26 protein-coding genes and 1 riboswitch are annotated in these 26,644 nt (G+C 53.1%); of the genes, 18 read left to right on the top strand and 8 right to left on the bottom strand.

Annotated features, from left to right (window positions below):
- The first annotated feature begins 69 nt into the window (after positions 1 to 69).
- Genes RSX24_RS28070 through RSX24_RS28060 form a run of 3 tightly spaced genes read left to right on the top strand, consistent with a single transcriptional unit; the run spans position 70 to position 1,514 of the window.
- Positions 70 to 270, top strand: a complete 201-nt coding sequence (locus RSX24_RS28070) for a ribbon-helix-helix domain-containing protein (protein WP_236420771.1) — start codon at positions 70 to 72, stop codon at positions 268 to 270.
- Positions 271 to 287: 17 nt separating this feature from the next.
- A complete protein-coding gene (locus RSX24_RS28065; protein ID WP_339275981.1) occupies positions 288 to 1,088 on the top strand; it encodes an alpha/beta fold hydrolase in 801 nt (266 codons plus the stop codon).
- 39 nt (positions 1,089 to 1,127) lie between these two features.
- On the top strand, positions 1,128 to 1,514 hold the full coding sequence (locus tag RSX24_RS28060) for a hypothetical protein (protein ID WP_343262416.1): 387 nt from the start codon (positions 1,128 to 1,130) through the stop codon (positions 1,512 to 1,514).
- Between the two features lie 120 nt (positions 1,515 to 1,634).
- Here RSX24_RS28060 and RSX24_RS28055 read toward each other — a convergent pair whose 3' ends face one another.
- On the bottom strand, positions 1,635 to 2,906 hold the full coding sequence (locus RSX24_RS28055; protein ID WP_343262415.1) for a BaiN/RdsA family NAD(P)/FAD-dependent oxidoreductase: 1,272 nt from the start codon (positions 2,904 to 2,906) through the stop codon (positions 1,635 to 1,637).
- A gap of 286 nt (positions 2,907 to 3,192) precedes the next feature.
- Here RSX24_RS28055 and RSX24_RS28050 point away from each other — a divergent pair, with 286 nt between their 5' ends.
- The 5 genes from RSX24_RS28050 (at position 3,193) to mutY (ending at position 8,521) form a co-directional block, all read left to right on the top strand.
- Complete coding sequence (locus tag RSX24_RS28050; RefSeq protein WP_343262414.1) at positions 3,193 to 4,878, top strand: two-component system sensor histidine kinase NtrB; 1,686 nt, start codon at positions 3,193 to 3,195, stop codon at positions 4,876 to 4,878.
- Between the two features lie 181 nt (positions 4,879 to 5,059).
- Positions 5,060 to 5,494, top strand: a complete 435-nt coding sequence (locus RSX24_RS28045) for a BrxA/BrxB family bacilliredoxin (protein WP_236420776.1) — start codon at positions 5,060 to 5,062, stop codon at positions 5,492 to 5,494.
- Between the two features lie 135 nt (positions 5,495 to 5,629).
- Positions 5,630 to 6,439: an NAD(+) synthase gene (gene nadE, locus RSX24_RS28040; protein WP_236420777.1), complete on the top strand. Its 810-nt coding sequence runs from the start codon at positions 5,630 to 5,632 to the stop codon at positions 6,437 to 6,439.
- Positions 6,440 to 6,785: 346 nt separating this feature from the next.
- Positions 6,786 to 7,208, top strand: coding sequence for a holo-ACP synthase (acpS, locus tag RSX24_RS28035; RefSeq protein ID WP_343262413.1), 423 nt, complete (start codon positions 6,786 to 6,788; stop codon positions 7,206 to 7,208).
- 53 nt (positions 7,209 to 7,261) lie between these two features.
- Complete coding sequence (mutY, locus tag RSX24_RS28030; protein ID WP_236420779.1) at positions 7,262 to 8,521, top strand: A/G-specific adenine glycosylase; 1,260 nt, start codon at positions 7,262 to 7,264, stop codon at positions 8,519 to 8,521.
- 100 nt (positions 8,522 to 8,621) lie between these two features.
- On the opposite strand, the gene RSX24_RS28025 is transcribed toward mutY, so the two are convergent.
- The gene (locus RSX24_RS28025) at positions 8,622 to 9,233 is read right to left on the bottom strand and encodes a superoxide dismutase (protein WP_236420780.1); all 612 of its coding nucleotides are present in this window, start codon (positions 9,231 to 9,233) and stop codon (positions 8,622 to 8,624) included.
- 412 nt (positions 9,234 to 9,645) lie between these two features.
- Between RSX24_RS28025 and RSX24_RS28020 the strand changes: the two genes are divergently transcribed.
- The 8 genes from RSX24_RS28020 to RSX24_RS27985 all read left to right on the top strand — a co-directional run bounded on the left by RSX24_RS28020 (position 9,646) and on the right by RSX24_RS27985 (position 17,196).
- Positions 9,646 to 10,071 carry a GNAT family N-acetyltransferase gene (locus RSX24_RS28020; RefSeq protein WP_236420781.1) on the top strand — a complete coding sequence of 142 codons (426 nt, stop codon included), beginning with the start codon at positions 9,646 to 9,648 and terminating at the stop codon, positions 10,069 to 10,071.
- Positions 10,072 to 10,955: 884 nt separating this feature from the next.
- Entirely contained in the window at positions 10,956 to 11,549 is a 594-nt protein-coding gene (gene lepB / locus RSX24_RS28015; protein WP_236420782.1) for a signal peptidase I, read from the top strand.
- A 166-nt stretch (positions 11,550 to 11,715) separates the two neighbouring features.
- Complete coding sequence (gene queG, locus RSX24_RS28010; RefSeq protein ID WP_343262412.1) at positions 11,716 to 13,560, top strand: tRNA epoxyqueuosine(34) reductase QueG; 1,845 nt, start codon at positions 11,716 to 11,718, stop codon at positions 13,558 to 13,560.
- A 15-nt stretch (positions 13,561 to 13,575) separates the two neighbouring features.
- On the top strand, positions 13,576 to 14,607 hold the full coding sequence (locus RSX24_RS28005; RefSeq protein ID WP_343262411.1) for an HD-GYP domain-containing protein: 1,032 nt from the start codon (positions 13,576 to 13,578) through the stop codon (positions 14,605 to 14,607).
- A 189-nt stretch (positions 14,608 to 14,796) separates the two neighbouring features.
- Positions 14,797 to 15,060 carry a YneF family protein gene (locus tag RSX24_RS28000; RefSeq protein WP_236420785.1) on the top strand — a complete coding sequence of 88 codons (264 nt, stop codon included), beginning with the start codon at positions 14,797 to 14,799 and terminating at the stop codon, positions 15,058 to 15,060.
- Between the two features lie 53 nt (positions 15,061 to 15,113).
- A complete protein-coding gene (gene folE / locus RSX24_RS27995) occupies positions 15,114 to 15,707 on the top strand; it encodes a GTP cyclohydrolase I FolE (protein ID WP_236420786.1) in 594 nt (197 codons plus the stop codon).
- A 346-nt stretch (positions 15,708 to 16,053) separates the two neighbouring features.
- Positions 16,054 to 16,902, top strand: a complete 849-nt coding sequence (locus tag RSX24_RS27990; protein ID WP_343262410.1) for a lipoate--protein ligase family protein — start codon at positions 16,054 to 16,056, stop codon at positions 16,900 to 16,902.
- A 69-nt stretch (positions 16,903 to 16,971) separates the two neighbouring features.
- Positions 16,972 to 17,196: a hypothetical protein gene (locus tag RSX24_RS27985; protein WP_236420788.1), complete on the top strand. Its 225-nt coding sequence runs from the start codon at positions 16,972 to 16,974 to the stop codon at positions 17,194 to 17,196.
- Positions 17,197 to 17,307: 111 nt separating this feature from the next.
- On the opposite strand, the gene RSX24_RS27980 is transcribed toward RSX24_RS27985, so the two are convergent.
- The 3 genes from RSX24_RS27980 to RSX24_RS27970 all read right to left on the bottom strand — a co-directional run bounded on the left by RSX24_RS27980 (position 17,308) and on the right by RSX24_RS27970 (position 20,545).
- Positions 17,308 to 17,928 carry a hypothetical protein gene (locus RSX24_RS27980; RefSeq protein WP_343262409.1) on the bottom strand — a complete coding sequence of 207 codons (621 nt, stop codon included), beginning with the start codon at positions 17,926 to 17,928 and terminating at the stop codon, positions 17,308 to 17,310.
- Between the two features lie 124 nt (positions 17,929 to 18,052).
- Positions 18,053 to 19,354 (bottom strand): Fe-Mn family superoxide dismutase, encoded by a 1,302-nt coding sequence (locus tag RSX24_RS27975; RefSeq protein ID WP_343262408.1) that lies wholly within the window; start codon positions 19,352 to 19,354, stop codon positions 18,053 to 18,055.
- 165 nt (positions 19,355 to 19,519) lie between these two features.
- Positions 19,520 to 20,545, bottom strand: coding sequence for an alpha/beta hydrolase (locus RSX24_RS27970; protein ID WP_343262407.1), 1,026 nt, complete (start codon positions 20,543 to 20,545; stop codon positions 19,520 to 19,522).
- A 546-nt stretch (positions 20,546 to 21,091) separates the two neighbouring features.
- Between RSX24_RS27970 and RSX24_RS27965 the strand changes: the two genes are divergently transcribed.
- Together RSX24_RS27965 and thiC are read left to right on the top strand one after the other, a co-directional pair.
- Positions 21,092 to 21,835 carry an IclR family transcriptional regulator gene (locus tag RSX24_RS27965; RefSeq protein WP_236420792.1) on the top strand — a complete coding sequence of 248 codons (744 nt, stop codon included), beginning with the start codon at positions 21,092 to 21,094 and terminating at the stop codon, positions 21,833 to 21,835.
- A 127-nt stretch (positions 21,836 to 21,962) separates the two neighbouring features.
- Positions 21,963 to 22,076, top strand: a riboswitch (TPP riboswitch).
- A gap of 382 nt (positions 22,077 to 22,458) precedes the next feature.
- Positions 22,459 to 24,195 carry a phosphomethylpyrimidine synthase ThiC gene (gene thiC, locus RSX24_RS27960; RefSeq protein WP_343262442.1) on the top strand — a complete coding sequence of 579 codons (1,737 nt, stop codon included), beginning with the start codon at positions 22,459 to 22,461 and terminating at the stop codon, positions 24,193 to 24,195.
- Between the two features lie 149 nt (positions 24,196 to 24,344).
- Here thiC and RSX24_RS27955 read toward each other — a convergent pair whose 3' ends face one another.
- From RSX24_RS27955 to RSX24_RS27945, 3 genes are all read right to left on the bottom strand, one after another.
- Entirely contained in the window at positions 24,345 to 25,037 is a 693-nt protein-coding gene (locus tag RSX24_RS27955; protein WP_343262406.1) for a hypothetical protein, read from the bottom strand.
- Between the two features lie 94 nt (positions 25,038 to 25,131).
- Entirely contained in the window at positions 25,132 to 25,299 is a 168-nt protein-coding gene (locus tag RSX24_RS27950) for a hypothetical protein (protein ID WP_236420795.1), read from the bottom strand.
- Positions 25,300 to 25,823: 524 nt separating this feature from the next.
- Positions 25,824 to 26,612: a zinc ribbon domain-containing protein gene (locus RSX24_RS27945; protein ID WP_343262405.1), complete on the bottom strand. Its 789-nt coding sequence runs from the start codon at positions 26,610 to 26,612 to the stop codon at positions 25,824 to 25,826.
- Between the last annotated feature and the right edge of the window lie 32 nt (positions 26,613 to 26,644).

The following is a 26,644-nucleotide window of genomic DNA, read 5'->3' as shown; positions in this document are numbered from 1 at the left end:
ATAATTGAACCGCAATCGTGTTCATGAAATAATTCGGAATATACCGTTTCTGATGGGAGGAGGTCCGATATGGATGCAGAGAAGGTGAGGGGAGGAGCAAGAGCAGGGGCCGGGCGAAAACGGATCGGTGAAACGCGAAAAATTTCCTTAACCTTGCCTGAAGAATGCTGGGATGAAATTGATCGTTGTTGCGGACGCGGAGACTATACGATATCCGAGGTTTTACGGTCCATCATTGAAGACCATCTCCAGCAGGCGGATTTACTTTGAGGGGAGAGGCAGGCCCTATGCGTGAAGAGCGATTCATTCAAGTGAATGATGGGCGTTTGTTTTCCAGCATGTCGGGTAAAGGCGAACCTCTAATTTTTCTCCATGGCAATTTCAATACACATGATATTTGGAGCGGCCAAGCCGAATTTTTCTCGGCAAAATATCGGGTGATTCGCTATGACCTCAGGGGTTATGGCCGCTCAAGCACCCCTGCTTCAAGGTTCTCCAATGTGGACGATCTGGACACGGTGATGAACTCTATGAACGTAACCCGGGCGGTTCTGATCGGATCGTCGTCCGGAGGAGGCATTGCCCTGGATTTTGCCTTGAAACATCCGGAACGTGTAAAGGCCCTTGTCTTGTCGGCACCCTTTATCAGTGGTCAACGAATGCCTGTCGGGATGATGTGGCATGGAATGAAAAACTACTTTGCCGTTCGTTTAAAAGGGAGGCATGCAGCCATTGAATCATTCATCAAGAGCGATTTTTGGCAGTACTTTATCCCGTCAGAGTCCAACAAAGCTGCCAGAGAGGCCGTATTATTTCAGCTGAGGAACTCTGATGTCTTTTGTCGCTTCGAACCCCGGTTGGCGATGCCCGTCCATCCGCCTGCAATAAGAAGATTACATTCGATCCAAGCGCCGACCTGTATGATTATCGGGGATCAAGACCATCCTTATAATATAAAATCAACTGATAGGTTTCACGCCGCATTGGACAACTCTTCGAAAGTGAGGATGGAGGGCTGCGGACACCTTCCCTTCATCGAACAACCGGAACTCTTCAATGAGAAGGTTTCCGAATTTCTGGAGGGCTGACGATGGGCGTGGGACCATCAGGCCAGGAGGATATCAGGAATGGTTGATCGCGAGCTTCAAGCGCATTTTGCGGATCGTTCTTCCATGGAACAGGCACATGCCATATTAAAGGAGTTGGGTTACGAACCGTACCAGTCGAAGACGGGACCGTTTCAGTTATGCGTCCCGACGGACCAGCAGGATGAACAGTCTGCCGTAGAGATCGTACAAGCCTATGGAGGCAGCGCGGCTTTTGCCGACACGACGGAAGGGCCGAGCATGTTTCAGGAAATTTCGATTCCCGCCCATCTCGTGAATGAGGACTGGGAAGAGGCATATGCTACAGGCCAGAATAATCACTACACTGGAGATGCACTGCAGAACAGGGACGAAGACCCGCCGTTTGATGATGCGGTCGACGGTTTCTCGGGGAGCGTCAAAGCGTAGTGGAGCGGCTTATGGTGGAATAAAGGGCATTCATTCGGCCCACATACGAAAAAAACCTCGAAGTTCACGAGCGTGAACATTCGAGGTTTTTTTGGCGTGTCCGGTTTACCGAAGTCAATGTCAGTGAGTGCCGGCATGACGATAAGCGGCGGCATTCATGCCTGCCGTATAACCGGTCGAGAAGGCAGCCGTGATGTTGTAGCCGCCTGTATAACCGTGAATATCCAAAATTTCGCCGCAAAAAAACAAGCCAGGCAGCAGTTTGGATTCCATCGTTTTCGGCTGGATTTCCTTGAGATTGACACCCCCGCCGGTAACGAAAGCTTCCTTGAGGGAGCGCGTCCCGTCCACACGAAACGTGAAGTTTTTCATGAGCCCGCATAATGCGGACAACATGCCTTTTGGAAAATGATGAACCGTGAGTTCGTCATCGATATTGGCTCGTTTCATCATGAGCGGAATCATGCGTTCGGGAATCCATGTCTTCAAAATATTTTTCACGGATTTACGCGCCTCCTGCTCCAACACCTGCTGCACCTGCGCCTCCAAGGCTCCAGCAGACAAGTCGGGGAAGAAGTCGATGCTCATCTCGACTTGTGGCTTGCCCGATTTCAGCTGCACCTTGCGGATGAACTGGCTGCAGCGCAGCGCGATCGGTCCGGATACGCCGAAATGGGTAAAAATCATGTCCCCCCGATGGGAGATGACCGTTTTGCCTTTGGCGTCCAGAACGGACAGCGCGACATCCCGCAACGATAAGCCTTGCAGCTCTTTGGACTGGATCCAGCTCTCCCCGGAAACGATAGGAACCTCCGTGGGGTAGAGCTCGGTGATCGTATGTCCTGCAGCCTCAGCCCAAGGATAACCGTCTCCGGTGGAGCCGGTTTGAGGGACGGATTTGCCGCCGGTAGCCACAATGACCGTGCGCGACGATATCTTTTTGCCAGATGCCAGCTTTACGCCCGACAATCTCCCGCCATCCAAAATCAGTTCCTTTACCGGTTCCCGGGTCCGGATTTCGACGCCGAGGGAGACGATTTTTCCGACCAGGGCATCCACGACCGTTTTGGCTTTATCGGATACGGGGAACATCCGGCCATTGTCTTCTTCTTTCAGTGCGATGCCCAGGCCTTCGAAGAAACGCATGATCCCCTGGTTGTCCAGGTTCTGGAAGGAGCTATACAAAAATCGGCCGTTGCCGGGAATATGCCGAATCAATTCGTCGGTTTCCTTGGCATTGGTTACATTGCAGCGTCCGCCGCCGGAAATGCCGAGTTTGCGGCCAAGCTGGTCGCCTTTGTCCAGCAGAAGCACCGAGGCTCCATGCTCGGCAGCAGACACGCAGGCCATAAGTCCGGCCGAACCGCCGCCGATCACAATGACATCATACATGTTCGATTCTCCTCTTTTTCGAAAAATAATGGTTTTAGTAAGAAAGGACGCGGGATTGCTTGCTTCCAACATAACGTAAACGAGATATCCGGAAGGAAATCCGCTTTGATCTGATCATTCGCATGCATATTGCAAAATGCTGTCCTCTCCTGGCTTTTTATGCAACAATATTATTGTTTCTACAGTTCTAACAAGCTAATAGAAGGGATATATTGTAATATACTGTCGCCTATGCTTTAATCAGAAATACATGGGGGAACGTGCAGGCGAGGAGGGAGATGGCATTGTGTTTGTATTGAAGGACATTCTTTTACAGGTGCTGCTGGCCGGGGCGGCCGTATTCCTGATTCCCTTATTCCATCTTGTGCTCGCCAGGCAAGCCGGTGCGAAGATGGGACGGACAAGTGCGAGTCTTGCCGCTGCGACGGCCGTTAGCATGCTGCTCTGCATGCTGTTTGCCCATGACGCAAGCCAGGCAGCCATTCCGATTTCGCTCGGCGTAGTTCCTTTCACGCTCGCCATGCTGTATGGCGGGCCAAGAACGGGTCTGATCTTGTCCTTTCTCCATATGCTCTTCTATTTCCTATTCGCTTATCCCTATCATTTGAACGAGTTTCTCCTTCAAACGGGTATTCTTTTCTATCCTATTGTATGGTTGTCCGCCAAACGATTCAAGAATTATGCGTTTTTCCGCAAATTGCTGCTGGTGCTGACACTCGCCGCGGCGGAGATTGCGCTCGCCAGCATGCTAAGCATCCCGCTGATCGGCTCCAATGGCGATGGCATGACAGCAGAGTGGGTGTGGATCGCATTGGCTTACACGGGCGGGGCGGCAATCGCGGGCGGCCTTGGTTTACTCTGGCTTGAACATATTCAGCGCCATGATGGTCTGGAACAGCGCTTGTCCGAAGTGCATCAGAAGTACATATCGGAGACGGAAAGACTTCATCAGATGTTGAACGCTGTTCCGCTCTCCATCGCTACGGTCGACAGGAATGGAACAGTCCAGTTCGTCAACGACATGATGAAACAAACGGCGAGGGAACAGCTTCCTTGTTCAACATCGAACGATCTGATCGGCAACCCGGTCAGCCAATTCGTCGAACAGACTCATGCTGAAAAAATGGAGCATAACATCCGCGAAGCGGTTACCCATGGTGAAGCGAACGGGTTGACCGTGCGCTACGGCTCACATGTCTTTCGGTCGCAGACGGTTCCGCTCTATGGATACGCGGCGGGGGCGCCAGGCGAGACTACCGGGGCGATGTTGGTCATCCAGGACATTACCGAATTGGAAATGCTGCGCAGCGAACTTGATAATGTGGACCGTTTAAGCCTGGTAGGGCAGATGGCGGCAAGCATTACGCACGAGGTCCGGAATCCGATGGCTGTCGTGCGCGGTTTTCTCCAATTAATGCAGGAAAAGAGTCCGGAGAGCTTGCATTATTATTATCGCATCGTCATGGAAGAATTGGATCGCGCCAACAGCATTATTAATGACTTTCTGTCGCTTGCACAGAACCGGATCGCGGAAAAAGAAGAAGCACAGCTGCACGATATCATTCACGAACTCATCCCATTGCTTTGGGCAGATGCCAACTTGCGCGGACAAAGCATCGAGCTTATGCTTGCTCATAATGTACCTAATCTCTATCTGAATACCAAGGAAATCAAACAAGTTGTTCTTAACCTGGCGCGCAACGGAATGGAAGCGATGGAGGAAAAGGGTGTGCTCACCTTGGAAACGACGTACGATGAAAAGCAGGTAGAACTTTTTGTGAGGGATACGGGACCTGGCATACCTCGCAGCAGCCGGGATAAGCTGTTTGAACCTTTTTATACGACCAAGCCGAAAGGGACCGGACTGGGGTTATCCATGTGCCACAGCATCGTGGAACGCCATCACGGCACTATTACGGTCGAATCGGAAGAGGGGAAAGGCACGGTGTTTAAAGTTACCTTTAAGCGATAGATTTGGGGCATAATGCGGCAGCGAACAAGCCATATTATCGAAGAGATGCCTTTTCGCGGGCGCTGTGCAATCTTGCTTTCATTGCTTGGGGATGTATAATAAGGATAACATCATTGTATCCATTTAACGAACAATGACGATGGACAATGGAGCTTATGATGACTATTAAGGAGTGAAACCAATGTCGATGTCATTCGATCAATACATGAAAGATATGGTTCAGCCGATGCGGGATGAGCTGACTCGTTTGGGAATTCAAGAACTGCGCACCCCGGAAGAAGTGGAAGCGAGCCTTCCGGATGCCAAAGGTACTACCCTTGTCGTTATTAATTCCGTTTGCGGTTGTGCCGCAGGACAATGCCGCCCGGGCGTAGCCGAGGCATTGCAGCATGACATTACGCCGGATCATCTGTATACGGTGTTCGCCGGACAGGACAAGGAAGCCACAGCCAAGGCGCGTGAGTACTTTGCGCCGTATCCTCCATCTTCGCCCTCCATCGCTCTGATGAAGGACGGGGAGCTCGTGCACTTCATCGAGCGCCATCAGGTGGAAGATCGATCTGCAGGGGAAATCGCGGCTGAGCTCACCAGTGCGTTCGATCGTTATTGCCGTTAAAACGCTCCAGCAACGCCCCGCTCTTCGGAATACCGATGCCGGGGCGTTTCGTTTTGGGTAAATGGAGTTATTGAACCATGTGATTCTTATGAAGGAATCCGATTTGACTATTCTGGAAACGGGGTGTAGTGCACGATGAGTTTGCAACAACAGATCATCGCTGAATTGAAGGTTAAACCAAGCATTAATGTGGAGGAGGAAGTCCGCAAACGGGTGGATTTCCTGAAAACCTACGTCAAAAATTCGGGCACGAAAGGGCTGCTGATCGCCATCAGCGGCGGGATCGATAGCGCCGTGGCAGCAGGACTGTGCAAACTAGCTACCGATGAACTTACCGCGGAAAGCAACCAGGAGTACAAAACGCTGGGCGTATTTCAGCCTTACGGCGATCAACAGGATATTCAGGACAGTTATTCTGTCGCGAAGGCTTTTGATTTGAAGCATGTGGTCGAAACGAACATTGAAGATGCGGTGAACGAGATTGCGCTGGAAGTGGAGCAGGGCTTCAAGTCCATGGGCAGCCCGCGCCACATGACGCATCAAGGCAAAGGAAACGTAAAAGCAAGAACGCGCATGGTTATGCAATATGCCCTTGCTTTTGAAGAGAACCTGTTGGTCGTCGGTACAGACCATGCGTCTGAGGCCATCACGGGCTTTTATACCAAATGGGGCGATGGCGCCGTGGATATCACGCCGCTGAGCAGCCTGAACAAACGCCAGGTTCGCCAGCTTGCGGCCCATCTGGGCGTGCCTCAGCCGATTTTGGACAAGGCCCCGTCCGCAGGATTGTGGGAAGGCCAAACGGATGAGAAGGAACTGGGCATTTCCTATGAGGCAAACAGCGACTATCTGGAAGGCAAACAGATCGATCCTGCTGCGCAGGAACGCCTGGAAGCATTCTATAAGCGCACGCACCATAAACGGAATGCCATTCCCGGCATTTAAGTTTTTTCCGCTCGAGTCGGGCAAACCGGCTTGATCATCGTACTTACATGAACGACCAATGAACTCCAGACACGTTACTGCCGCTGTGGACGAAGATTTTCCGCTTCCGACAGCCAAGCAGCGTTGCTGGAGTTTGTTGTTTTTATGATCGACGGCTGAACGGATGCTGTGAATCTTGCCCGAACAGCCCCCCAAGATGGAAGTTTTCGCCGATGGCCCCGGGTACTCGCATCTGGGCCTGCCACCTGCTACAATGGAATACGTGTTCGGATATCGAACGTAGGGACTAGCGAGAACATGTTGGTTATTGCATCACAGTATAAATGATTAAGCAGGTGAAGCACGGATGATACACGGAATCGGGAACGATGTGCTGGAGATCGGACGCATGCAAAGGCTGCTGGAAGGCGCGAGGGGCGAAGCTTTCCTGAACCGCATTCTGACGCCGGCGGAGCGGAGGATGGCCGCAGAACGGGGCAAACGCCGCACGGAGTTCGTTTCCGGAAGGTTTGCGGCCAAGGAAGCGGTATCCAAAGCATTTGGCTGCGGCATCGGGCGAGTTTTGTCTTTTACGGATATCGAAGTGCTGCCGGGTGCGCAAGGAAAGCCGGAAGTGACGTTATCTGCCGAAGCCTGGGAACGGCTGCAATTGCCGAAAGACCGACTTTATGCCATTCACCTGAGCATTACTCACCAGACGGAGTTGGCTGCGGCGTTTGCCGTCGTAGAGCAGCTGCACGGACAAGAGCAGAGACCGAAGGATATTTAGGTGATCATGAAGGGCATGTTTATGGACAGGCGTGCAAATGAAAGGAAGGACTTATGGGTTTAATGGAACAGAAAAGACATTTCAGCATCAATCTGCTGGATTGGTATATGGCGAACAAGCGGGATCTGCCATGGCGGCGTCACAACAATCCGTATTTTACTTGGGTATCCGAAATCATGCTGCAACAAACCCGGGTGGATACGGTCATTCCGTATTTCAACCGTTTTATTTCGAATTTTCCAACCGTGCGGGCGCTTGCCGAAGCGCCCGAAGAAGACGTGCTGAAAAACTGGGAAGGTCTAGGGTACTATTCGAGGGCGCGCAACTTGCAAAAAGCGGCGCAGCAGGTCATGGAGCTGCACGGCGGAGAGATGCCGAGCGACAAAGCTTCGGTGTTCGCGCTCAAGGGCGTAGGGCCGTATACGGCCGGCGCGATTCTCAGCATCGCCTTCAACCAGCCCCAGCCTGCGGTGGATGGCAACGTCATGCGGGTGCTGTCCCGCTATTTCCTCATTGAAGAGGACATCATGAAGACGGGTACCCGGGTGTTGATGGAAGAGCTGGCGACCGAGCTCATCCCGGAAGGGCGAGCTCGGGATTTCAACCAGGCGCTGATGGAACTGGGCGCGCTGGTGTGCACTCCCAAGGCCCCGCACTGCCTGACCTGTCCGGTCATGGAGCAGTGCTCGGGCCGCATTGCCGGCAGGGAGCTGACCCTGCCGGTCAAAACGAAGGCGAAGCCGCCGCGTCCCGAGCAGCGGCTCGTCGCCTTGGTGGAAGGCCGCGGTGCCCATCGCGGCAAAGTGCTCGTGCGGCAGCGCCCGGATACGGGCCTTCTGGCCCGCATGTGGGAGCTGCCGCATGTGCTGGCGGCGCCCGCCGCTGCCGGCAAGGCGGCCAAGCCGCTCGCCGATGAGCCGGCCATGGCATTGCTGGCCGGCAGCCTGTGGGCGGAGGGCATTGCCGCCCGCCCCGAAGGCTTGGCTGCACACGCGGAGCATGTGTTCAGCCATATCGTTTGGAGCCTGCAGGTGTACAAATGTACGCAGCAGGACCCGGGCAGCGAGCTTCCGCTGATTGCCGCGGAAGCCGTGGCCGCCTATGGCGAGCAGGCAGCGGCTGCTCAGGCGGCAAGCGGACAAGATGCTGGCGGCCATGCCCGCGAAGAATCGCCGCTGGCGTTCGTCGGTAAAGGGGACGGCCAGACGTACCGCTGGATCGGTCCGGAAGATATGGACAAGCTGGCTTTTCCGAACGTGTTCCTCAAGCTGCTCGGTAATTATTTCGCGGGTGCCTACGCCGTGCTCGAATAGGAAAGAGGCGTGCGTGCGTAAAGTGTTCGCTCGGATGGTTATAAAAAAAGAGCCTGACCGGCCATGCGACCGGATCAGGCTCTTTGTGCAATCACAGTGCTTATTTTGCAGCTGCGTAGCGTTTGTTAACTTCATCCCAGTTGATTACGTTCCAGAACGCGGAGATGTAATCAGGGCGTTTGTTTTGGTATTTCAGGTAGTAAGCATGCTCCCATACGTCCAAGCCCAGAATCGGAGTCAGACCTTCGAAGATCGGGCTGTCTTGGTTAGGCGTGCTAGTGATGGACAGTTTGCCGTCTTTGCCGACAACCAGCCATGCCCAGCCGGAACCGAAACGCGTTGTAGCTGCTTTCGCGAAATCTTCTTTGAATTTGTCGAAACCGCCCAGCTCGCTGTCAATTGCAGCAGCGATGTCGCCAGTTGGAGCGCCGCCGCCGTTTGGTCCGATGATTTCCCAGAACAGGCTGTGGTTGTGGTGACCGCCACCGTTGTTGCGAACCGCCGTGCGGATGCTTTCAGGTACGCTGTCCAGGTTGGCGAGCAGGTCCTCGAGGGATTTTCCTTGCAGTTCAGGAGCGTTTTCCAGAGCTGCATTCAGGTTGGTTACGTAAGTGTTGTGATGGCGATCGTGGTGGATTTCCATCGTTTGTGCATCGATATGTGGTTCCAGTGCATCGTTAGCGTAAGGAAGAGCCGGTAATTGAAAAGCCATAGTGAAATACCTCCTGAGTTTTAAGTTTTAAGGTGCATATGTAACAATACCCTTGCCATTATTATTAAACCGCATCCGAGCCAATTAATCAACATTTTTGTTTATTAAGTCCCTCGGGAAGTTGATCAAATGCATAATCCGCGATAACAAACATATTTTTCCCTATATGCAGAATTTTATGTGATATTGATTAAAATGAAATAGAAATAGAAACGAATTTTGATGTAAACGGTTACAATTAAGCGCTTTCAAAAGAAAATGCGTGTTTTATGGCGAAAAGTATGCTTTAATTGACGAAGAAGCGTTTTTTTCTCGTTTTTTGTCATAATACAAACATCGGGTTTTTGGTAAAAGGGGAACCCCTTTTTGTAAAACCTCATCAATCAAGCTAACGAAAAGGGAGATTTAAGACATGCACGTTCGTTCCTTTCAGTTGAGTGATGCAAGTCGTATGACGGAGCTGCTCAAGATTGCGCTTTCGGAAGATTGTTATGAGAACACGATGGGCCCGTTTGCCCGTCAATTGTCATGGGATTCCGAACTGATTATGGTTGCCGAGGAAGAAGGGGAACTCGTTGGGGCGCTGATCGGCACAATCGATCATAACCAAGGATGTCTCTATCGGATCGCGGTTCATCCGGACTATCGTCGCCAAGGAGTTGGCAAAAAACTAGTCGCGTCCATGGAACAACGGTTCCAGCAGCGTAAAGTCAGCCAGATTTGGGTTGCGGGAGACGAGCATAACAAAGCGGCGATGCCTCTTTACGAAGCGATGGGCTATGGAGCCAATCAGATTTTGAGTGCATTCCAGAAGCTCAGCATCTTGTCCAAGGCGTAGTTTGAATGATTATTACAGATAACATAGCAGATTCACTTAAATATCGGGCATATCCTTTGGGCGCATTGGCGTAAAGGGTATGTCTTTCTATTTTTTCATCTCCTTATTGGTTCTCATCACCAATTGTCTCGTGCAAGCAAATGAAGTAGACTGAAATAGAGTATGCAATTGCAAATAAACCTATCAAATTGGATAAACTAATAGAACAATTCCTGTGCGTTTGCGTATGTCCGTTGTTGGAACCGATGTTCCCGGATTGATGCGCATATCAACATGGATGGAATGTCTGATTTTTGAAGTCTGGCTCAATGGTGAAGTGCTCGGTGTTACCCGGTGAGCCGACGTTCTGAATTAAGGGTACTTGTATTGTAAGGATCGTGGGATGCATGGTGGGCGGACGGAGTAACCGAAAAAAATGTGGTGATCGTACGATCTCGTCATGGTTGCTCGGAGTAGAGGGTCACTTCCAAATCCAACGAACCTGACGCGTCTTATTTGCAGTGAAATTGGACTCTTCGAGTGCTAACGAACTTTAGACACTTTATTTCCCCGAGGATGGGGCAAATATCGTGTTCTTGACGCCAATAGCGTGTTTGAGGTTCGTTACATTTTCTGTGAGGGGGGAAGCCCCTCAATAAGGTGTGTGAGATTCGTTAGCGCCTGATATGCCGCCGCCAAAGTGACTCGTTGTACAAACGTAACGACAACATTTCAAATATGCGATACATTAACGTTCCTTGTAATTAAGGTTTATCATCCCAAAATACCGATGTGCCAATATAACTGCTATAAGCTGCCAGTACCTGATCCGTTCACCGCCTATTTGCGAACCGACAGAGCGCTTGTTATTTCAACACAAAAATTCATGAATGAGGTGACCTTTTGTGAATTCCAACCATCCATCTCCCCCGGAGCATCCTGCCGGGGCCGCCAAGCCGGGGAAAACCTCCGTATCATGGTTGGCCGAGCTATGGGATTGGACCAAAACCATCGTTGTCTCCTTTGCGATCATGATGGTGCTGAACCTGTTCGTTTTCAACCTGTCGATGGTTCAAGGGCAGTCCATGCAGCCTACGCTGGTGGAGCGGGATCGACTGTTCGTCAACAAAATCGTTTATGATTTCGGCGCGCCTTCGCGTTTTGACGTTGTTGTATTGCGCGATCCGAGCGATGGCATCGGCAAGAAGGACTTTTTGGTCAAGCGGATCGTCGGCATCCCTGGCGACACGATCGAGGTGAAGGACCATTATTTGTACGTGAACGGAGAACGGCAGTCGGAGAGCTACACCGATACCGAGGTGCAAGATCCGGATTTTGGACCGTTGACGTTGGAGAAGGACCACTACTTTGTCATGGGCGACAACCGCCATGAAGGGAAGAGCAAAGACAGCCGCATTTTCGGCAGCATTACGTCGGATGAAATCGTAGGCAAGGCGGAGTTCATTTTCTGGCCGTTTTCGGAAATCAAAAAGCTGTAAACAATTGGAAGGGAACTATTCATCATTTTTTGCGTTAAACCATATAACCGGGTTCATCCGAGCTTTTAGGCATATCCATGAACAAGAAGCGCCTGTCTCCCATCACGAGGCGGGCGTTTACCGTTTGCGCCAATGGAGTGGATCGGGAAGAAAAGAGGGAAGGTTTATGACAAATGTACAGACCGGGATGCCGCAGACAGCCTCCTATTGGGAGCAGTTGAAACAGGAGATCAAGGCGGCCGGACCCGGGCTGGGCATTGACGATATCGGTTTTGCATCGGCGGAGCCGTTTGTGTCGCTGAAGGCGATTCTGGAGCAGCACCGGGCCAAGGGTTATGAGTCGGGGTTCGAGGAGAAGGATATTGAAAAAAGAGTACGTCCCGCGCTCGAGGGCAGCGAGCCGGCCTCGCTCATCGCGATTGCGGTCGCTTATCCGTCAAAGATGGTCAATCCGCCCAAGTCGGAACCGGGCGCATATCGCGGCATTCTGGCCCGCTCCGCATGGGGCAGGGATTACCATCACGTATTGCGCGAGGCGATGGACAAGCTGGTAAATTTCATCCGCGAGCGGGTACCGGAAGCGATCATCGAGAGTATGGTGGATACGGGCGTGCTTGTTGATCGCGCGGTATCCCAGCGGGCCGGCATCGGCTTCAGCGGCAAAAACTGCTCGATCATCTCGCCGAAATACGGCTCCTGGATCTACTTGGGCGAGCTGGTGACGAACATTCCGTTTCAGCCCGATACACCGGTTACCGAAGATTGCGGAGAATGCACGAAATGCATCGACGCCTGCCCGACAGGCGCGTTGGTCGGCCCTGGCCAACTGAATGCGCAGCGCTGCATTTCTTTTGTGACGCAGACCAAAGGTTTCGTGGATGAAGAGTTCATGCTAAAAATAGGCAACCGTCTGTACGGATGCGATACATGCCAGATCGTCTGTCCGAAGAATCGGGGCAAAAACTGGGATCACCATCCCGACCTGCAGCCCGATCCGGAGATTGTGAAGCCTTTGCTGCTGCCGCTGCTGGACATGGGCAACCGCGAATTCAAAGAGCGATTCGGGCATACTTCCGCCGCCTGGCGGGGGAGAAAGCCGATTCAGCGCAATGCGGTCATTGCACTGGGGAATTTCAAGGACCAAAGCGCCGTACCCAAACTCACCGAGGTGTTGAAGCGCGATCCGCGTCCGGAGCTGCGGGGAACCGCTGCCTGGGCGCTGGGAAGAATAGGAGGAGAAGAAGCCATGAGAGCGATTGGGGAAGCTGCTGCTTACGAACAAGATGGGAACGTGCTGGACATGCTGCAGAAGGCCAAGGAACGATTGACGTCGTCCGCGTCCTTACCCGAGAAGCCACATGCCAAGCAAGTGAGCGACCATAAACAAGAGGAAGGTGTGACAGGTCCGACCGCGGATAGTAATTCTGCAAATGGAAATGCCGCGCCGAAGGCCAAAACTGAAGCAGCAGCGTGGAAGCCTTCCGCAGTAACCGGTTTGCACGGCAAACCTATTTATTACGACGAGGCCGTTACCCCGATAGGCACGTTGACGTTGTGTGCTACCGAGAAGGGGCTGTGCCATGTCGATTTTGGAGCCTTTCATGTGAGAGAGGCGCATCTTCAACAATGGGCGCGCACCTGGATCGGTGAGTACCGTTACGAGAAGAACGATGACAAGCTGCGGGAGGCTGTAAGGCAGGTTGGCGAATATTTTGCGGGCGAACGACAAACGTTCGATCTGCCGCTCGATTTGCTCGGAACCCCGTTCCAGCTACAAGTATGGCAAGTCCTGTCCGATATATCTTATAGAGAAGCCTTATCACACGAACAGGTTGCTGAAGCGATCGGCAGGCCGAAGGCTGTTCGCGCCGTACTGGACGCGATCAGCAAAAATCCGGTGCCGATCATCATTCCATGTCACCGCATTAGCGGCAAGGACGGCACCCTGCTCGGTTATGTAGGCGGTCTGCAAACCAAGGAGCAATTGCTCGCATTGGAGACGCAATCGTAAGAGCGGGGGACATGCATGAAATATGTAAACGTGGAGAGCGTGGAAGCGGGCGAGATTTTGGGCAAAACGGTATATTCGGGCAACGGCATGGTGCTGTTGTCGGCCGGTGTCCAGCTCACCGTATTCATGGTCAGTACGCTCAAGCGTATCGGCGTGACCATGCTGTACATCCAGGATGAAGCATACCAAGATGTGGATACGGAAGACATACTGGATGAAGCCACGAAACGGGCCATCATTCAAGAGATGAGCGTAACGCTTGAAGCGGTGCGTTCGGGAAAGGAATGGAGCCCGAAAAAGATCGCCGTCAGCATCGACAAGCTGCTGAACGACGTGTTGAGCGGCCGCGAGCTGTTGGTACAGCTGACCGACATTCGCTCCAAGGACAATGCACAGTACATTCATGCAATGAACGTGTGTTTGCTGTCCTCGGTCATTGGGCTGAATATGGGGCTCAACTATAACCAGCTCAAGGACCTTGCCGTGGGCGCGTTGCTGCACGACATCGGCAAGGTAGCCGACGACCCGGGCGGCAGGCCTGCCGCCAACTCCTCTTTGCATCATACATGGCGGGGGTTCGAATTGATCAAAGCCAAGCGTGAGTTCAGCCTTCACACGGCCCATGTGGCATTGCAGCATCATGAGTGCGTTGACGGTTCGGGAATGCCCAGGGGCATCAAGGGCAAGGACATCCACACTTTCGCGAAAATCGTCGCGGTGGCGGACGTGTACGACAATGCCATCAACGGTTCGTCCGGACGGATGCTGCTGCCGCACGAGGCTTGCGAAGAAATGATGGCCATGTCGGGGCGCAGCTTGGACCGGGACGTGCTGATCGAGTTTAACCGGAATGTGTCCATCTATCCGAACGGAACGGCGGTGCGCCTGTCCACCAAGGAAACGGGCGTGATCGTCAAGCAGCATCGCGGGCTGCCGGGCAGGCCGGTCGTCCGCATTGCGCGCGGAAGCTCGCGATACGATCTGGATGTGGTCGAGGTGGACCTCGCCGTGCACACGACCGTGTTCATCGAAGCGGTGCTGGCCTAAGGCGGACGCGAATTCGCGCACTGAAAAGCAGCTGGAAAATCCGTTTGCTCCATGCGTGCGGAAATGCTATGATACTTTCAGGAAAATCCGGACCGTGCATGCAGCAGGAATGGCTTGAAATGGCTTGAAACATCATGGTGCCGCACGGATCACGGGGCTTTCAGATTGCACATACAGAGGTGTCTAAGGATGGAAATTGTTATACCGATTATTACTCTGATTGTCGGTCTGGTCGGCGGATTTTTCATCGGGGTGTTTTATTTGCGCAAACAGCTCGAGAAAATGCAAAGCGATCCGGACATGCTTCAGAAGATGGCCAAGCAGATGGGCTACAACCTGAACGGCAAACAGATGCAGCGTGCCCAGCAAATGATGAAAAACCAAAAGCCTGGCATGAAACAGCCGCAGGCTCCGCAGCATCCTGCGCGTAAAACGTCAGGTCGCCGCAAATAATAGCAAGAAAAAGGGCTGCCCACCCGATGTCGTTTGAAAGGAGGCGTTTGGCAGTGGCTGGCGTTAAAGATTATGTGAATTCCAAAGTTATCGATAACCGGGAGAAGATCGAGTATCATATACAGCAGATTCTGAGCTTGATCGGTGAGGATACAACGCGTGAAGGGCTGCTTGAAACGCCTGCGCGCGTAACCCGGATGTATGAAGAAATTTTTGCGGGTTATGACGTTGATCCGCGCGAAGTGCTGGGCGTAACGTTTGACGAGAATCACGAGGAACTCGTCATCGTGAAGGATATCGTTTATTACAGCCAGTGCGAGCATCATATGGCTCCATTCTTCGGTAAGGTCCATATCGGATATGTGCCGAGCGGCAAAATCGTTGGCTTGAGCAAGCTCGCCCGCCTTGTGGAGGCGGTTACGCGCCGCCTGCAGGTTCAAGAGCGCATCACGTCCCAGATTGCCGACATCCTGAACGAAGTCGTGGAACCGCACGGCGTGATGGTCGTCGTGGAAGGCGAGCATCTGTGCATGTGTTCCCGCGGTGTCAAGAAACCTGGCAGCAAGACGGTGACGTCGGCGGTACGGGGTTCGTTCCGCAGCAATCAGGCCCAGCGTGCCGAGTTTCTTTCTTTGGTGAAAGAATAAGCCGTGCCGGACAAGCTGTCCTTGTACAGAGGGTATATCGTGCACAAGACCGCATTCCTTTCATGGAATGCGGTCTTGTTTTTGCATACAGGACCCGTTCTGTTCTTTTTGCCTCCCGATTGCCGGGTCCGGTAGACAACGATGGGCTGACCGCTCATCCCTGCTGGATTAATCACAGAAAGTGAAATACAATTAACAGGTCGTCAGGAATCGTTTGATCGGACGTGTTTACATGAAATATCCGGAAAGTCGCTGGCACGGGCTCCGTTACAAATGAATCCAATATGGCATCGATATCCTTGGTTGAGGGAGGTCCTCCTTCATCCACCGTTGGGGGAATGTAGATATGGAAATTTCGCAGCTTTCGAATCTTGCGACCAAGCCGGACGTTCAGTCCAAGCGGGATTACGCTTCTCGTTTGCGCATTTGGGAAACGCCGCTGCTGCGTGCCGGGAGCGACGTGCTCGAAGCGTTTGCCTGGGAGGAGCTGATGTGCCGACGCGTGGGTGAAGGACACGCTCCACTTGCCCATATATGGCGTCATCCCGATGCGTTCGTAGCAGGCTTGCGCGACCGCCGGCTGCCGCTGGCCGTGGAAGCGATGGACCGCATCAGGAGCGGGGGAACCTCGGTGTGCGTTCGGCCATCCGGAGGAGCTGCGGTTCCATTGAATCCGGGGGTTGTGAATATTTCGCTTATGCTGCCCAATCCGGGGCGCGATATTAACATTCACGACGACTTCCGGGAGATGGCCTCCATCATTGCCGAGTCGCTGCATCCGTGGACACGAAATGCCCGTACGGGTGAGATTGAAGGGGCATTTTGTCCTGGTGAATACGACGTGAGCGTAGAAGGCATGAAGTTCTGCGGCATTGCCCAGCGCAGGCAGGCCAAGGCTTACATTATTACGGCTTTCATTATCGTCGAAGGGCAGGGCGATGCTTTGGTGCAACAAGTAAGCCGGTTTTACCGGGAGGCCTCGGGAGGTGCCAAGGAGGGTCACCCTGAGGTTCGGCCAGGTACGATGGCGAGCCTGCAGGAACTGGCCGGAGTCCCTTCGGCCGCCATGTACACGGCTGCATTGGTAAGGACGTTGCGGAGCCGTTATGCCGCAGCGGAATCCTTTCCTGTTCCAAGCGTGGATCGCATGGACGTGAAGCGGATGGCAGAGCAGATGAAAAAGCGTTACGATTAGTATCCTTCGTTTGCCTTGGAATCGAGGCTAGGAGATGATATGATGTGTTTTCGAGAGGAGAGTGCCAATATGGAAACATTGAGATATACGTACGAATACGAAGTCGTGTCGACCGGTGAGAAATCCGAGTTCAGTCAGATGGCGACCAGCAAGGAAGAAGCGGCATCGTTGATCGTGGCGCGCATTGCCGATTTGGAATTCACGAGCGAAGACGATATCAAGCTGGGCGACCTGATTGCGATCAGCAAACAAGTCGGCGATAACTATGTGGCGTGCGAGGGCTGTGCTTCCTAAGAAAGCAAGGCCATCCATCGATGATCTAAAGGCAAGCGTTCCTTCAGGAAACGGCTTGCCTTTTTTGCATATCGACCAAATCATGAGCTTCCTTCGTTAAGGGAACATGCATTAATCGATATTGGCGATTTTCCATTGATCTTCTTTGTTTTTCACAAAGAAATAGGTTAATCCGCTGTTCTCCACATTCCCCTCTGAGTCTTGGAGGGCAAACCGGACGCCAACCTGAATTTGTACTCTGCCGTCCATAGTGACTTTCTTGATGGTATCCAAATCATAAAACATATATTGAACGTTTTGTTTATCAAAGAATACCGAATGACGGCTGTAGCTTTCATGCAAGTGTTCAGCGAACTTCTCTTGATCTTGCGCGACAACCGCTTCAAGATTACTTTTCAGCTTGGTAATGATATCGTCATTGAAAAAGCTCTTTTTGAACGAATCAAAATCGATAAGTACCCCGGCCTCGAAGCCAGCCTCAGTCACATCATTGATCGTTCTTGTTGCAGCGTCGATCAACGTCTCGGTAGATTCTGTAGGATGGTCCGCTTCTTTGGCTTGGCCCGTAAAAGTCTTGTTCGCAGAAGCTGCCTGGCTTGTTGGGTTGGCAGCTTCTTCTGCATTGGAGAGGGCCTCGGTATTTTCATCATTTGCACATGCGGATACAAGCAAGGCTCCTGCAATCCATGCAAACCATATGCTTCGCTTAAAAAATTTCAACAAATCTCTCATCCTCCCTTAGGGATATAAACGCGAAGAACGAAATGGAAGTTACGCGTATAGAAACAAAAGGGAGAATGAAAAAGAGAGGTATCTCGGCAGGCACCTGCCCGAGATACCTCTCTTTGCCTTTGGCTTAATATGGCGGCCATAACAGCTTGCGCGCCGCCTCATAGCGTTCGGCAACGGCAGGCCAATACACGACGTTCCACCAGTCTTCGATATATTTTTTGCGCTCGTTCTGATGTTTCAAGTAATAAGCGTGTTCCCATACATCGAGAGGGAGCAGGGGAACGATATCCATCTGCGAAAGGTTCTGGTGTTTTTCGGCTTGCAGTATTTCGAGTCTGTGGGCCCTCGGGCTCCAGACAAGCATGGCCCATCCGCCGCCTTCGACTTTGTTTGCGGCTTCCGTAAAGTGGTTTTTGAATGCTTCGTAGCTGCCGAAATCCCTTTTGATCTGTTCCGCGAGATTGCCGGATGGTTTGCCTCCGCCATGAGGGTTCATAATCGTCCAGAAGATGGTGTGCAGGTAATGCCCGGCCCCGTTAAACGCCAGCTCGCGCTCCCAGTGCTTGACTAATTCGAAATTGTTCCTTTTTCGCGATTCAGCCAGCTTTTTCTCGGCGGTATTCAGGCCGTCCACATAGGATTGGTGATGTTTGTCATGATGGATGCGCATCGTCTTTTCGTCGATGTACGGCTCCAGCGCATTATACGCATAAGGAAGCGGCGGCAAGGTATGGCCTCCAATGGGGACCGGCCTGGCTTGCACGGGCGTATGCGCAGTAACGTCGGATGCGGAGCCCGGGGAAGTCGAATCCGCGTCCATGCCGGGCGGGATGGATGGCGTAGAGCCTGCCGGCTGACCGGGCGGGGGAGAGGAGCTGCCTTTGGCCCCGGCAATGCCCGAATTTTCACTGCTGCGTAATTTCCCCGCTGCGCCTCCTGCATTTGCGATTTCCGCCTGGATCAGCGAGGAAAGCGACTCTCCTTCGGCATCGCGCATGATGCCGGACTTGCCGAGCGTATCCAGAACGCCGAGAAAGTATTCCGATTCGCGAATAAAGTGCAGAATGGCGGTTTTGGCAGGCGGAGCGGCCAGTATAGCGGCGCTTTGCTCGAGCAGGGCATACAGTTGCCGAATAAACTCCCGGGATTGCGTGCTGGCCGTGTTTACCAAATCCTCGACGGCTCGCAGGATATAAGGATCTGGCGGGTGCGTCCCCGGCAACAGCTGTTTCAAAAGCCGGTTGGCGGCAGCCCCCGTGCTGGCAAAAGCGGCCTGCCATTCCCCAAGCAGCTTGACATAGGCGGGCTCAAGATCGGGAACAAGCGCCAGAATGATGATTGTATGCTCCTTCTCTTGTTCTTTCCAGAAACGAATTTCCTCCAGGATCCGCAGTGGAAGCAGCTTTCCATATTCATACCAGTTCATAACGGATTAAACCTCCTAATCACCGAATTTCGTCCCAAAAATATATTCGGATAACAGGCTGTCTTATGTATACGAAAAAAAAGAGCCCTCAAGAGGAACCCAAGAGGACTCGAATTTTCATGCAATTCCATGTTTCTGATGCATAGGCTTCAGTTGCGCTGATCGTCAATGGCTGCCGCCGGTATTTTGCACATCATTGTCGTCGGTGTTTGTGACATGGCTGAGGAATGTGGAGACGCGTCGCAAATATTCTTTTGGATGCTCGCGGAAAATCAGCTCATGGTGCGCTCCGTCAACAATCCATTCCTCCGAATTGGCATTCGACTGGTTGGCGGCGAGCAGCTCCGCGATCGGGTAAGGCGCCTTCTCGTCTTCCGTTCCGTGAACGAAGAAGATCGGGAAGGGATAATCCTTCTTTTTGACTTCTTGGTACGGAATTTGCTGCAAGCCTGTGCCATTCAGGACAGGGAACAGCAGGTTCAAAATTTCCAGCGTCGGCTGGCGCGGCAGGTCAATTTGATTATGGATATTATGGTATAGCGTATCCGGTTCCAGCAGAAACGTGCTGTCCAATATCATGGCGTCGACGTCCTGGGTCAACAGCCCTGCCTGCAATGCCGTACCCGCTCCCATCGAAAATCCCCATACGACGATTTCCTGGGCACCGCGCTGTTTGGCGAATTGGATCGCTCCGAGCAATTGCTTGGATTCCGCCTTGCCGCCCGTAGCGACGGCTTTGTTGACCTGGGAGGCAAAACCATAATCGAACATCACCACGTTGAACCCAAGCTGATGGGCATAATGCGCCAAATCGTACATGGGCACCCAGGTTTCCTCCCGGTTGGCTCCGTATCCATGGCTGAAGATGATCGTTTTGTTCACGTCGGCGTCGGCAGGAATGTACCAGCCTTGCATGATGCGGCTTCCGTCGACGGCCGGGAACGTGATGTCTTCGTATTTCATGTTTTTGGCCTGCATCGGATTGGAGAAGACGGGGGCTACCGTAGGGTTGGACAGCACCCAAGCGATGTAGCCGTGAAGCGCGATGAAGCAAAATAACAGAAAAAATACAACGGAGAGCAGCAACGCCACGATAATATGTTTAAGCCGGATCAGCCTCGGAGACAGCGAAGAGGGCAGATCGGAAACTTTCGTTTGCAGCGGGGCCTCGCTCTGGGATGTCGGAAACATACATGCCCCTCCTTTGTTGAATCGGCTAAAGATGACGACGAATTCTCACTGACGATCATTTTCTCCAAAACTGCCCGCCGCCGGATTACTGGGGCGCAGAGGAGGAAAGAGTCAGATTATGTCGACATGACAAGTTCGGTTCCGTGAAAAAAACAGAGTTGGACGGTTATACTTATACCATTCAGGCATAAGCGAAAATATGAATTCGCTTTCGGAAAGTTATTCCAATAGGAACGAGAAAATGTGGAAACGCTCGTTCTTTTCCTCTTTGTGATGGCGAATAGACTTTTTTATTATCGTATGTTCCACCATAGCCAATGTCAATTCTTCAGGCGTATTTGTTACCTAATTGTTATATAGTTCTTTAGATGCATGGTTATTATTTCCTTTGAGTGCAAAATACAGGGGATGAAGTCTGATAACCTAGACCCCACGATACTTCTTACGGTTCGAATTTAACGGGCATCGGTTTACAGATGGAATCGTTTCTCATATAATTTATGTAACCGAGTTTCATGTGATGAAACATGAGGAGGGCATTCTGCCATGGAGGACCGAAAGTTAACCGTCCGGGCTGTAGAACGGGCGCTGGATATATTATTGTGTTTTACGACCCGCAGCGATCTGGGATTGACCGAAATCGCCAGCCAGATCGGATTGCATAAGAGCACCGTGCATCGCCTCATGGCTACCCTGGAAGACCGGGGATTTGTGATCCGCGATGCGGCGACCGAGAAATACAGACTCGGCATTCGCATTTGGGAACTATCGGCGCATATGTCCCGGAGCGACGATCCCGCCATTTTGCTGCTGCCGGCGATGGAACGGCTGAGAGACCGGCTCGGGGAGACGGTAAGCTTGTATCTGCGCGACGGTGCCGAACGGATTCGGATACAGGCCGTACAGAGCGATCAGGCGATCCGCCGGGTGGCTCCCGTTGGCGCAAGGCTGCCGTTGTCCGTAGGGGCTTCCAGCAAGGTGCTGATGGCTTTTGCAAGCGAGGAAGACCGGGAAGAACTGATGAACGGCCCGGAATGGCCCGTATTCATCGATCCGCAGGCGTATTTGGCGCAGATGGCGGATATTCGGGACGCCGGCTACGCCACAAGTTACGAAGAGCGCGAACCGGGGGCCGCGGCGGTGTCCGTGCCCATTATGGGCCGGGATGGCCGGATCGCCGCCGCGTTGTCCGTATCGGGGCCTGTCAGCCGCCTTTCCCAGGAGACGCTCCATGAGTATGCTCCGGTCCTGAAAGAAGCCGCCGCGCAGATGGGACTTATGCTGGCCTGATCCGAAACGGCATTTTGGAAAATAAGGTTGTTTTTCCGCCATGTTTAGGCTAATCTGTAATGGACAGCCCAAGACATGGGCTGACTGAACTGAATAGGACGCAGCGGCAAAGTTGCCGCTAGCCGTCAAACGTTACTGGGGGAGTCCGAATTGTCCGGACTGAGACGGAATCGCATGAGATTCCGGACCCTTAGCACCTGATCTGGATCATGCCAGCGTAGGGAAGTAATCGGCGAAACAACGACGAGCATCGTCAATATGCCTTGAGTGAAGCTCCCCTGTGGGTAGACTTGCCGTGGCACGTTTGGCGATGAAGGATAAAGCCGGTTCCCTTGGGGAACCGGCTTTTTAATGCAGTATCCGACAAATCATCGCATCTCCGTGGCGTTCCGACAAGGTGGAGATGTGTGATGCGGGGGCCATGGTTGCCATGTTCCCGCCCGCCCTGGAGCTGTATCCGTGTTTTTGAATTCGCCCGTGCTGTACTTCCTTCATGCTTGGCCTGATGAACAGGTGCGCAGAATGAGCAATGCCGGACCATACCATGAGGAGGAGAACGAGCGATGAGTACAGGACACGAAACAGCGGGACAGGAAAACCATCGGGATACGGAAAAAGAAAGCATGGGGCGGCTGCGGCCTTTTCCGGGCAGCCGCAAGGTATACATTCAGGGCTCGCGACCGGACCTGTTGGTCCCCGAACGCGAAATTGCCCTTCATGACACAAGCACTCCCCAAGGGGTGGAGCATAACGAACCGCTCCGCGTGTACGATACGAGCGGTCCGATGACCGATCCGGATTATGAGGTGGACATCCGGACGGGCCTGCCCGCGCTGCGCAGACAGTGGATTACGGAGCGCGAGGACGTAGAAACGTACGAAGGCCGGACGATTAAGCCGGAGGACAACGGCTTGAAGCCGGGCAGCACAAGAGCTGGAGCCGAGACGTATCCCGGCGTCACCGGGAAACCGCTGCGGGCACGGGAAGGGCGATGCGTGACGCAGATGCACTATGCACGGAGAGGCATCATTACGCCCGAGATGGAATTCGCGGCCATCCGCGAAGGCGTGGAGCCTGAATTCGTACGGCAGGAGCTGGCCAGCGGCCGAGCCATTTTGCCTTCCAATATCAATCATCCGGAGAGCGAACCGATGATGATCGGACGCCATTTCCACGTCAAAATCAATGCCAATATCGGCAATTCGGCCGTATCGTCTTCCATTGAGGAAGAGGTCGAGAAGATGACCTGGGCCGTCCGTTGGGGAGCGGATACGGTGATGGATCTGTCCACGGGCAAAGACATTCACACCACCCGCGAATGGATCATTCGCAATTCGCCGGTACCGATCGGCACGGTGCCGCTCTATCAGGCATTGGAAAAGGTCGGAGGGGAGGCGGAGGCGCTGACGTGGGAGCTGTACCGCGACACGCTGATCGAGCAGGCCGAGCAGGGCGTGGACTACTTTACGATTCATGCGGGCGTGCTGCTCCGCTATATTCCGATGACTGCCAAACGGATGACGGGCATCGTGTCACGGGGCGGATCGATCATGGCGGCCTGGTGTCTGGCGCATCATCAGGAAAATTTCCTGTACACCCATTTCGAAGAAATCTGCGAGATCATGAAGCGGTATGACGTCGCCTTTTCGCTGGGAGACGGCCTTCGTCCGGGCAGCATTTATGATGCCAATGACGAAGCGCAGATGGCGGAACTCGCGACGCTGGGGGAATTGACCCAGATCGCCTGGAAGCATGACGTGCAGGTGATGATCGAGGGTCCTGGACACGTGCCGATGCACAAAATCAAGGAAAACGTGGACTTGCAAATGGAGATTTGCCAGGAAGCGCCGTTCTACACGCTCGGCCCGCTGACCACGGACATTGCGCCGGGGTACGACCATATTACGTCGGCCATCGGGGCGGCCATGATCGGCTGGTTCGGCACATCCATGCTCTGTTACGTTACGCCGAAGGAACATCTCGGCTTGCCGAACAAGGACGATGTGCGCGAAGGTGTCATCGCCTACAAAATCGCGGCCCATGCCGCCGATCTGGCCAAAGGCCATCCGCGTGCGCAGCGCCGGGACGACGCGCTTTCCAAAGCCCGCTTCGAATTCCGCTGGCGTGACCAGTTCAACCTGTCGCTCGACCCCGAACGGGCCATGTCCTACCACGACGAAACACTGCCTGCCGAAGGAGCGAAGCAGGCGCATTTCTGCTCGATGTGCGGACCGAAGTTCTGCAGCATGCGCATTACGCAGGATATCCGTGCATTTGCCGCGGAGAAGGGATTGTCGGAACAAGAGGCGGTTGCCGCAGGCATGCAGGAAAAGGCCGAAGAATACCGGATGCGCTCATAATGCCGGCCTTCTTGCGCGGTTGTCCGCGAATCCGTTAAATTGGCGTTATTGTCTGTCCGCAACAAAACGGACAGGAGGAGAAGCAAAACAGCAAAAAGCAGTTCATCTCCCTATCTTGGGGAATGAACTGCTTTTTTGCATGTCATGCATCACAAGCCGGACTTTAGCTGCATATTCAATTCCCGTTGCAAATACGGTGCCAGAACGGAAAGGGGACTGTGCACGGTTATGCCGCTAGCCATTGTTACCCGTGCTGCCGCCGGAGCCATGGACAACTGGGCGGCAATCGGCGTCCAACCCGAATATCGTTCGGCATGCCGCATCAATCCCGCCTGAACGGCTGCCGCGTAACCTTCGCGGTCACCGCGCATAATCAGCTCGAACGTGCCTGGCAGCAAAACGCTCTTGGCTTGAAGGGCATGATTTGACGCGTGATGTTCCTCCTCCGGCTGTAAATGGCGCAAAAAGCGGTCCATCGTTCCTTGGACGGTGGCTGGGTTGGTGAAGGCGAGCAAATAGGGCTTCGGCTGGCGCTGCATCATCGATAACAAGGGATCGTCGATGCCGATCACGGGAATGGAAGCGGGCAGGGTCTCCTGTTCCAGAACGGCCGTGAAGAGCGTGCAGGTGACGAGAATGGCATCGGCATGGCATCGTGCGATCCATTCCATCGTGCTGGCTACTTTGTCGCGGACGGTGTTTTCGTTGAAGCCTGCGTCGCTTTTGATCCGGTCTAGTCCCGGATCGACGTAGTGCACCAGTTCGACGTCATAGGCAGACAGCGCCTCCTCGATGAGTGCAATATTGGAATAATGGGCATGAAAGCAAGCGATGGTCATCATGAGGCATTCCCCTTTAGGATTGTTGCGGGAACCGTGTGAAGGAGCCGCGAACGTTTTAGCCCATTATAGAAACAGGGAGGGGGAATGTACAGCATTATCGCATGGATGGGGAGGCATTCTTTTTGGCCATTTTTTGCTGCAAAATGTCGTGGAAGGTCAACTCTTGGGTATCCCGGTTTTCTTTTTTCGGAGCGTTGACCGCTGCATTTCGCGGATACTGGTGATGGTATGGGATCATTTGCTGAATAGGCATGCGGATCATTCGGGTTCCTCCTTTTTGAGAACAGGTTATATGTAATATAAATATGATGATTTCAGAGCATGTTGATTGTTGTTTGCAAAATAGGCATATATGACTTGTTAGATGAAACAAGGGTGTGTAATGAACCTTTCCAAATCGGAATGTAGTGATTTTAACCCGATTTTCGAAATTGTAAACATTTTTAGCGATATTCAGGAGTAAAGGACCGTATATTAGGGGCGGTATATGGGAGCATGGGGCGGGGGGGTGTGCGGATAGTCCCGATCAAGCAAGACCAAAATGGGTCGAAAATAAGTCGTTTTGTCTGGTTGCATAGAAGGGGATAAGCGAACGAAATTAGTTCAATGGTCTGTAGGTACGGATAACAGAAGAACGGAAGAAGTGGGCGGCAGGGAATAGGGGAAATGAAAACCGAATCGCATCATCGATGTGCAGGAAGGCGCACGCAAGGTGGGCGGGCAAACATAAAAAAAGCTGCCGGGACCCTTCCCGACAGCAAGCATGTTCACTATATTGCAGCCAAGTTATGAGCGTGGCCGGACGGCGATGTACAGTTCCGCCTGCATGTTCAGGGGATCGAGACTGCGTTCATCGTACAGCTCGAAGTCCCCGGTAAACGTGCGTTCGTCCCGGTTGTTCCAAGCCCATACAGCCCCCCAGGCTTCGCTGACCACTTCGGCCATGGGGCCTGTTCTGGTTGCAAATACAGCGTATGTCGCGGGCGGGATTTCAATGACTTCCAGATGGGGCGGCAGTGCATCGCCCGGTGCCAGTTCATGTCCAACCAGAATCGTGTATTCTCCGAGAACTCCATCCGCATAATCCGTGTAGCAGCCATAACGAGGCGTCGTGGCAGCAGGAAGGTCAGGCAAGCTCCAGTAACGCTCCCACAGCGCTTGTATGCTGCCTTTGCCGCTCATCTCCACGCCATTGCTGGTTCTGGCGGTGACGCCGGCTAACCGTTTCGCTGGCAGGGTGACATACGTGACAGGCTGTGCCGAGGGAGATGCGTTATGCTCCTGCTTCAATTCGGCAGACGTCATCCCGGCTTGCGCGGATGCACTCCATCGTTTCAGGAAGGGAAGCTGATGGCGAAGCATCGATCGTGCGGACGGCTCGTCCATGCCTTCCTGAACGAGAATTGCGGTGCACATCTCAATCATGCCGTCCAGCGATATGTCCGGCTGCTCGAAACGCCCCTCCTTATAACAATAGATGCAATACTCGCTGGTGCTTTTCCCATCCATTTCGGTGCCCCACTGGGCAGCATTGCCGAGCGGCATTCCGCAGCTTTGACATACAGTTATGTTCATTGTAGTTCCTCCTTGTTTTTCTTCTATCGATC

The organism is Paenibacillus hubeiensis, assembly GCF_032334105.1.
GTDB classification, from domain to species: domain Bacteria; phylum Bacillota; class Bacilli; order Paenibacillales; family Paenibacillaceae; genus Paenibacillus; species Paenibacillus hubeiensis.
Note: the sequence above shows the minus strand (reverse complement) of the source record. Positions and strands in the feature narration are given on the sequence as shown.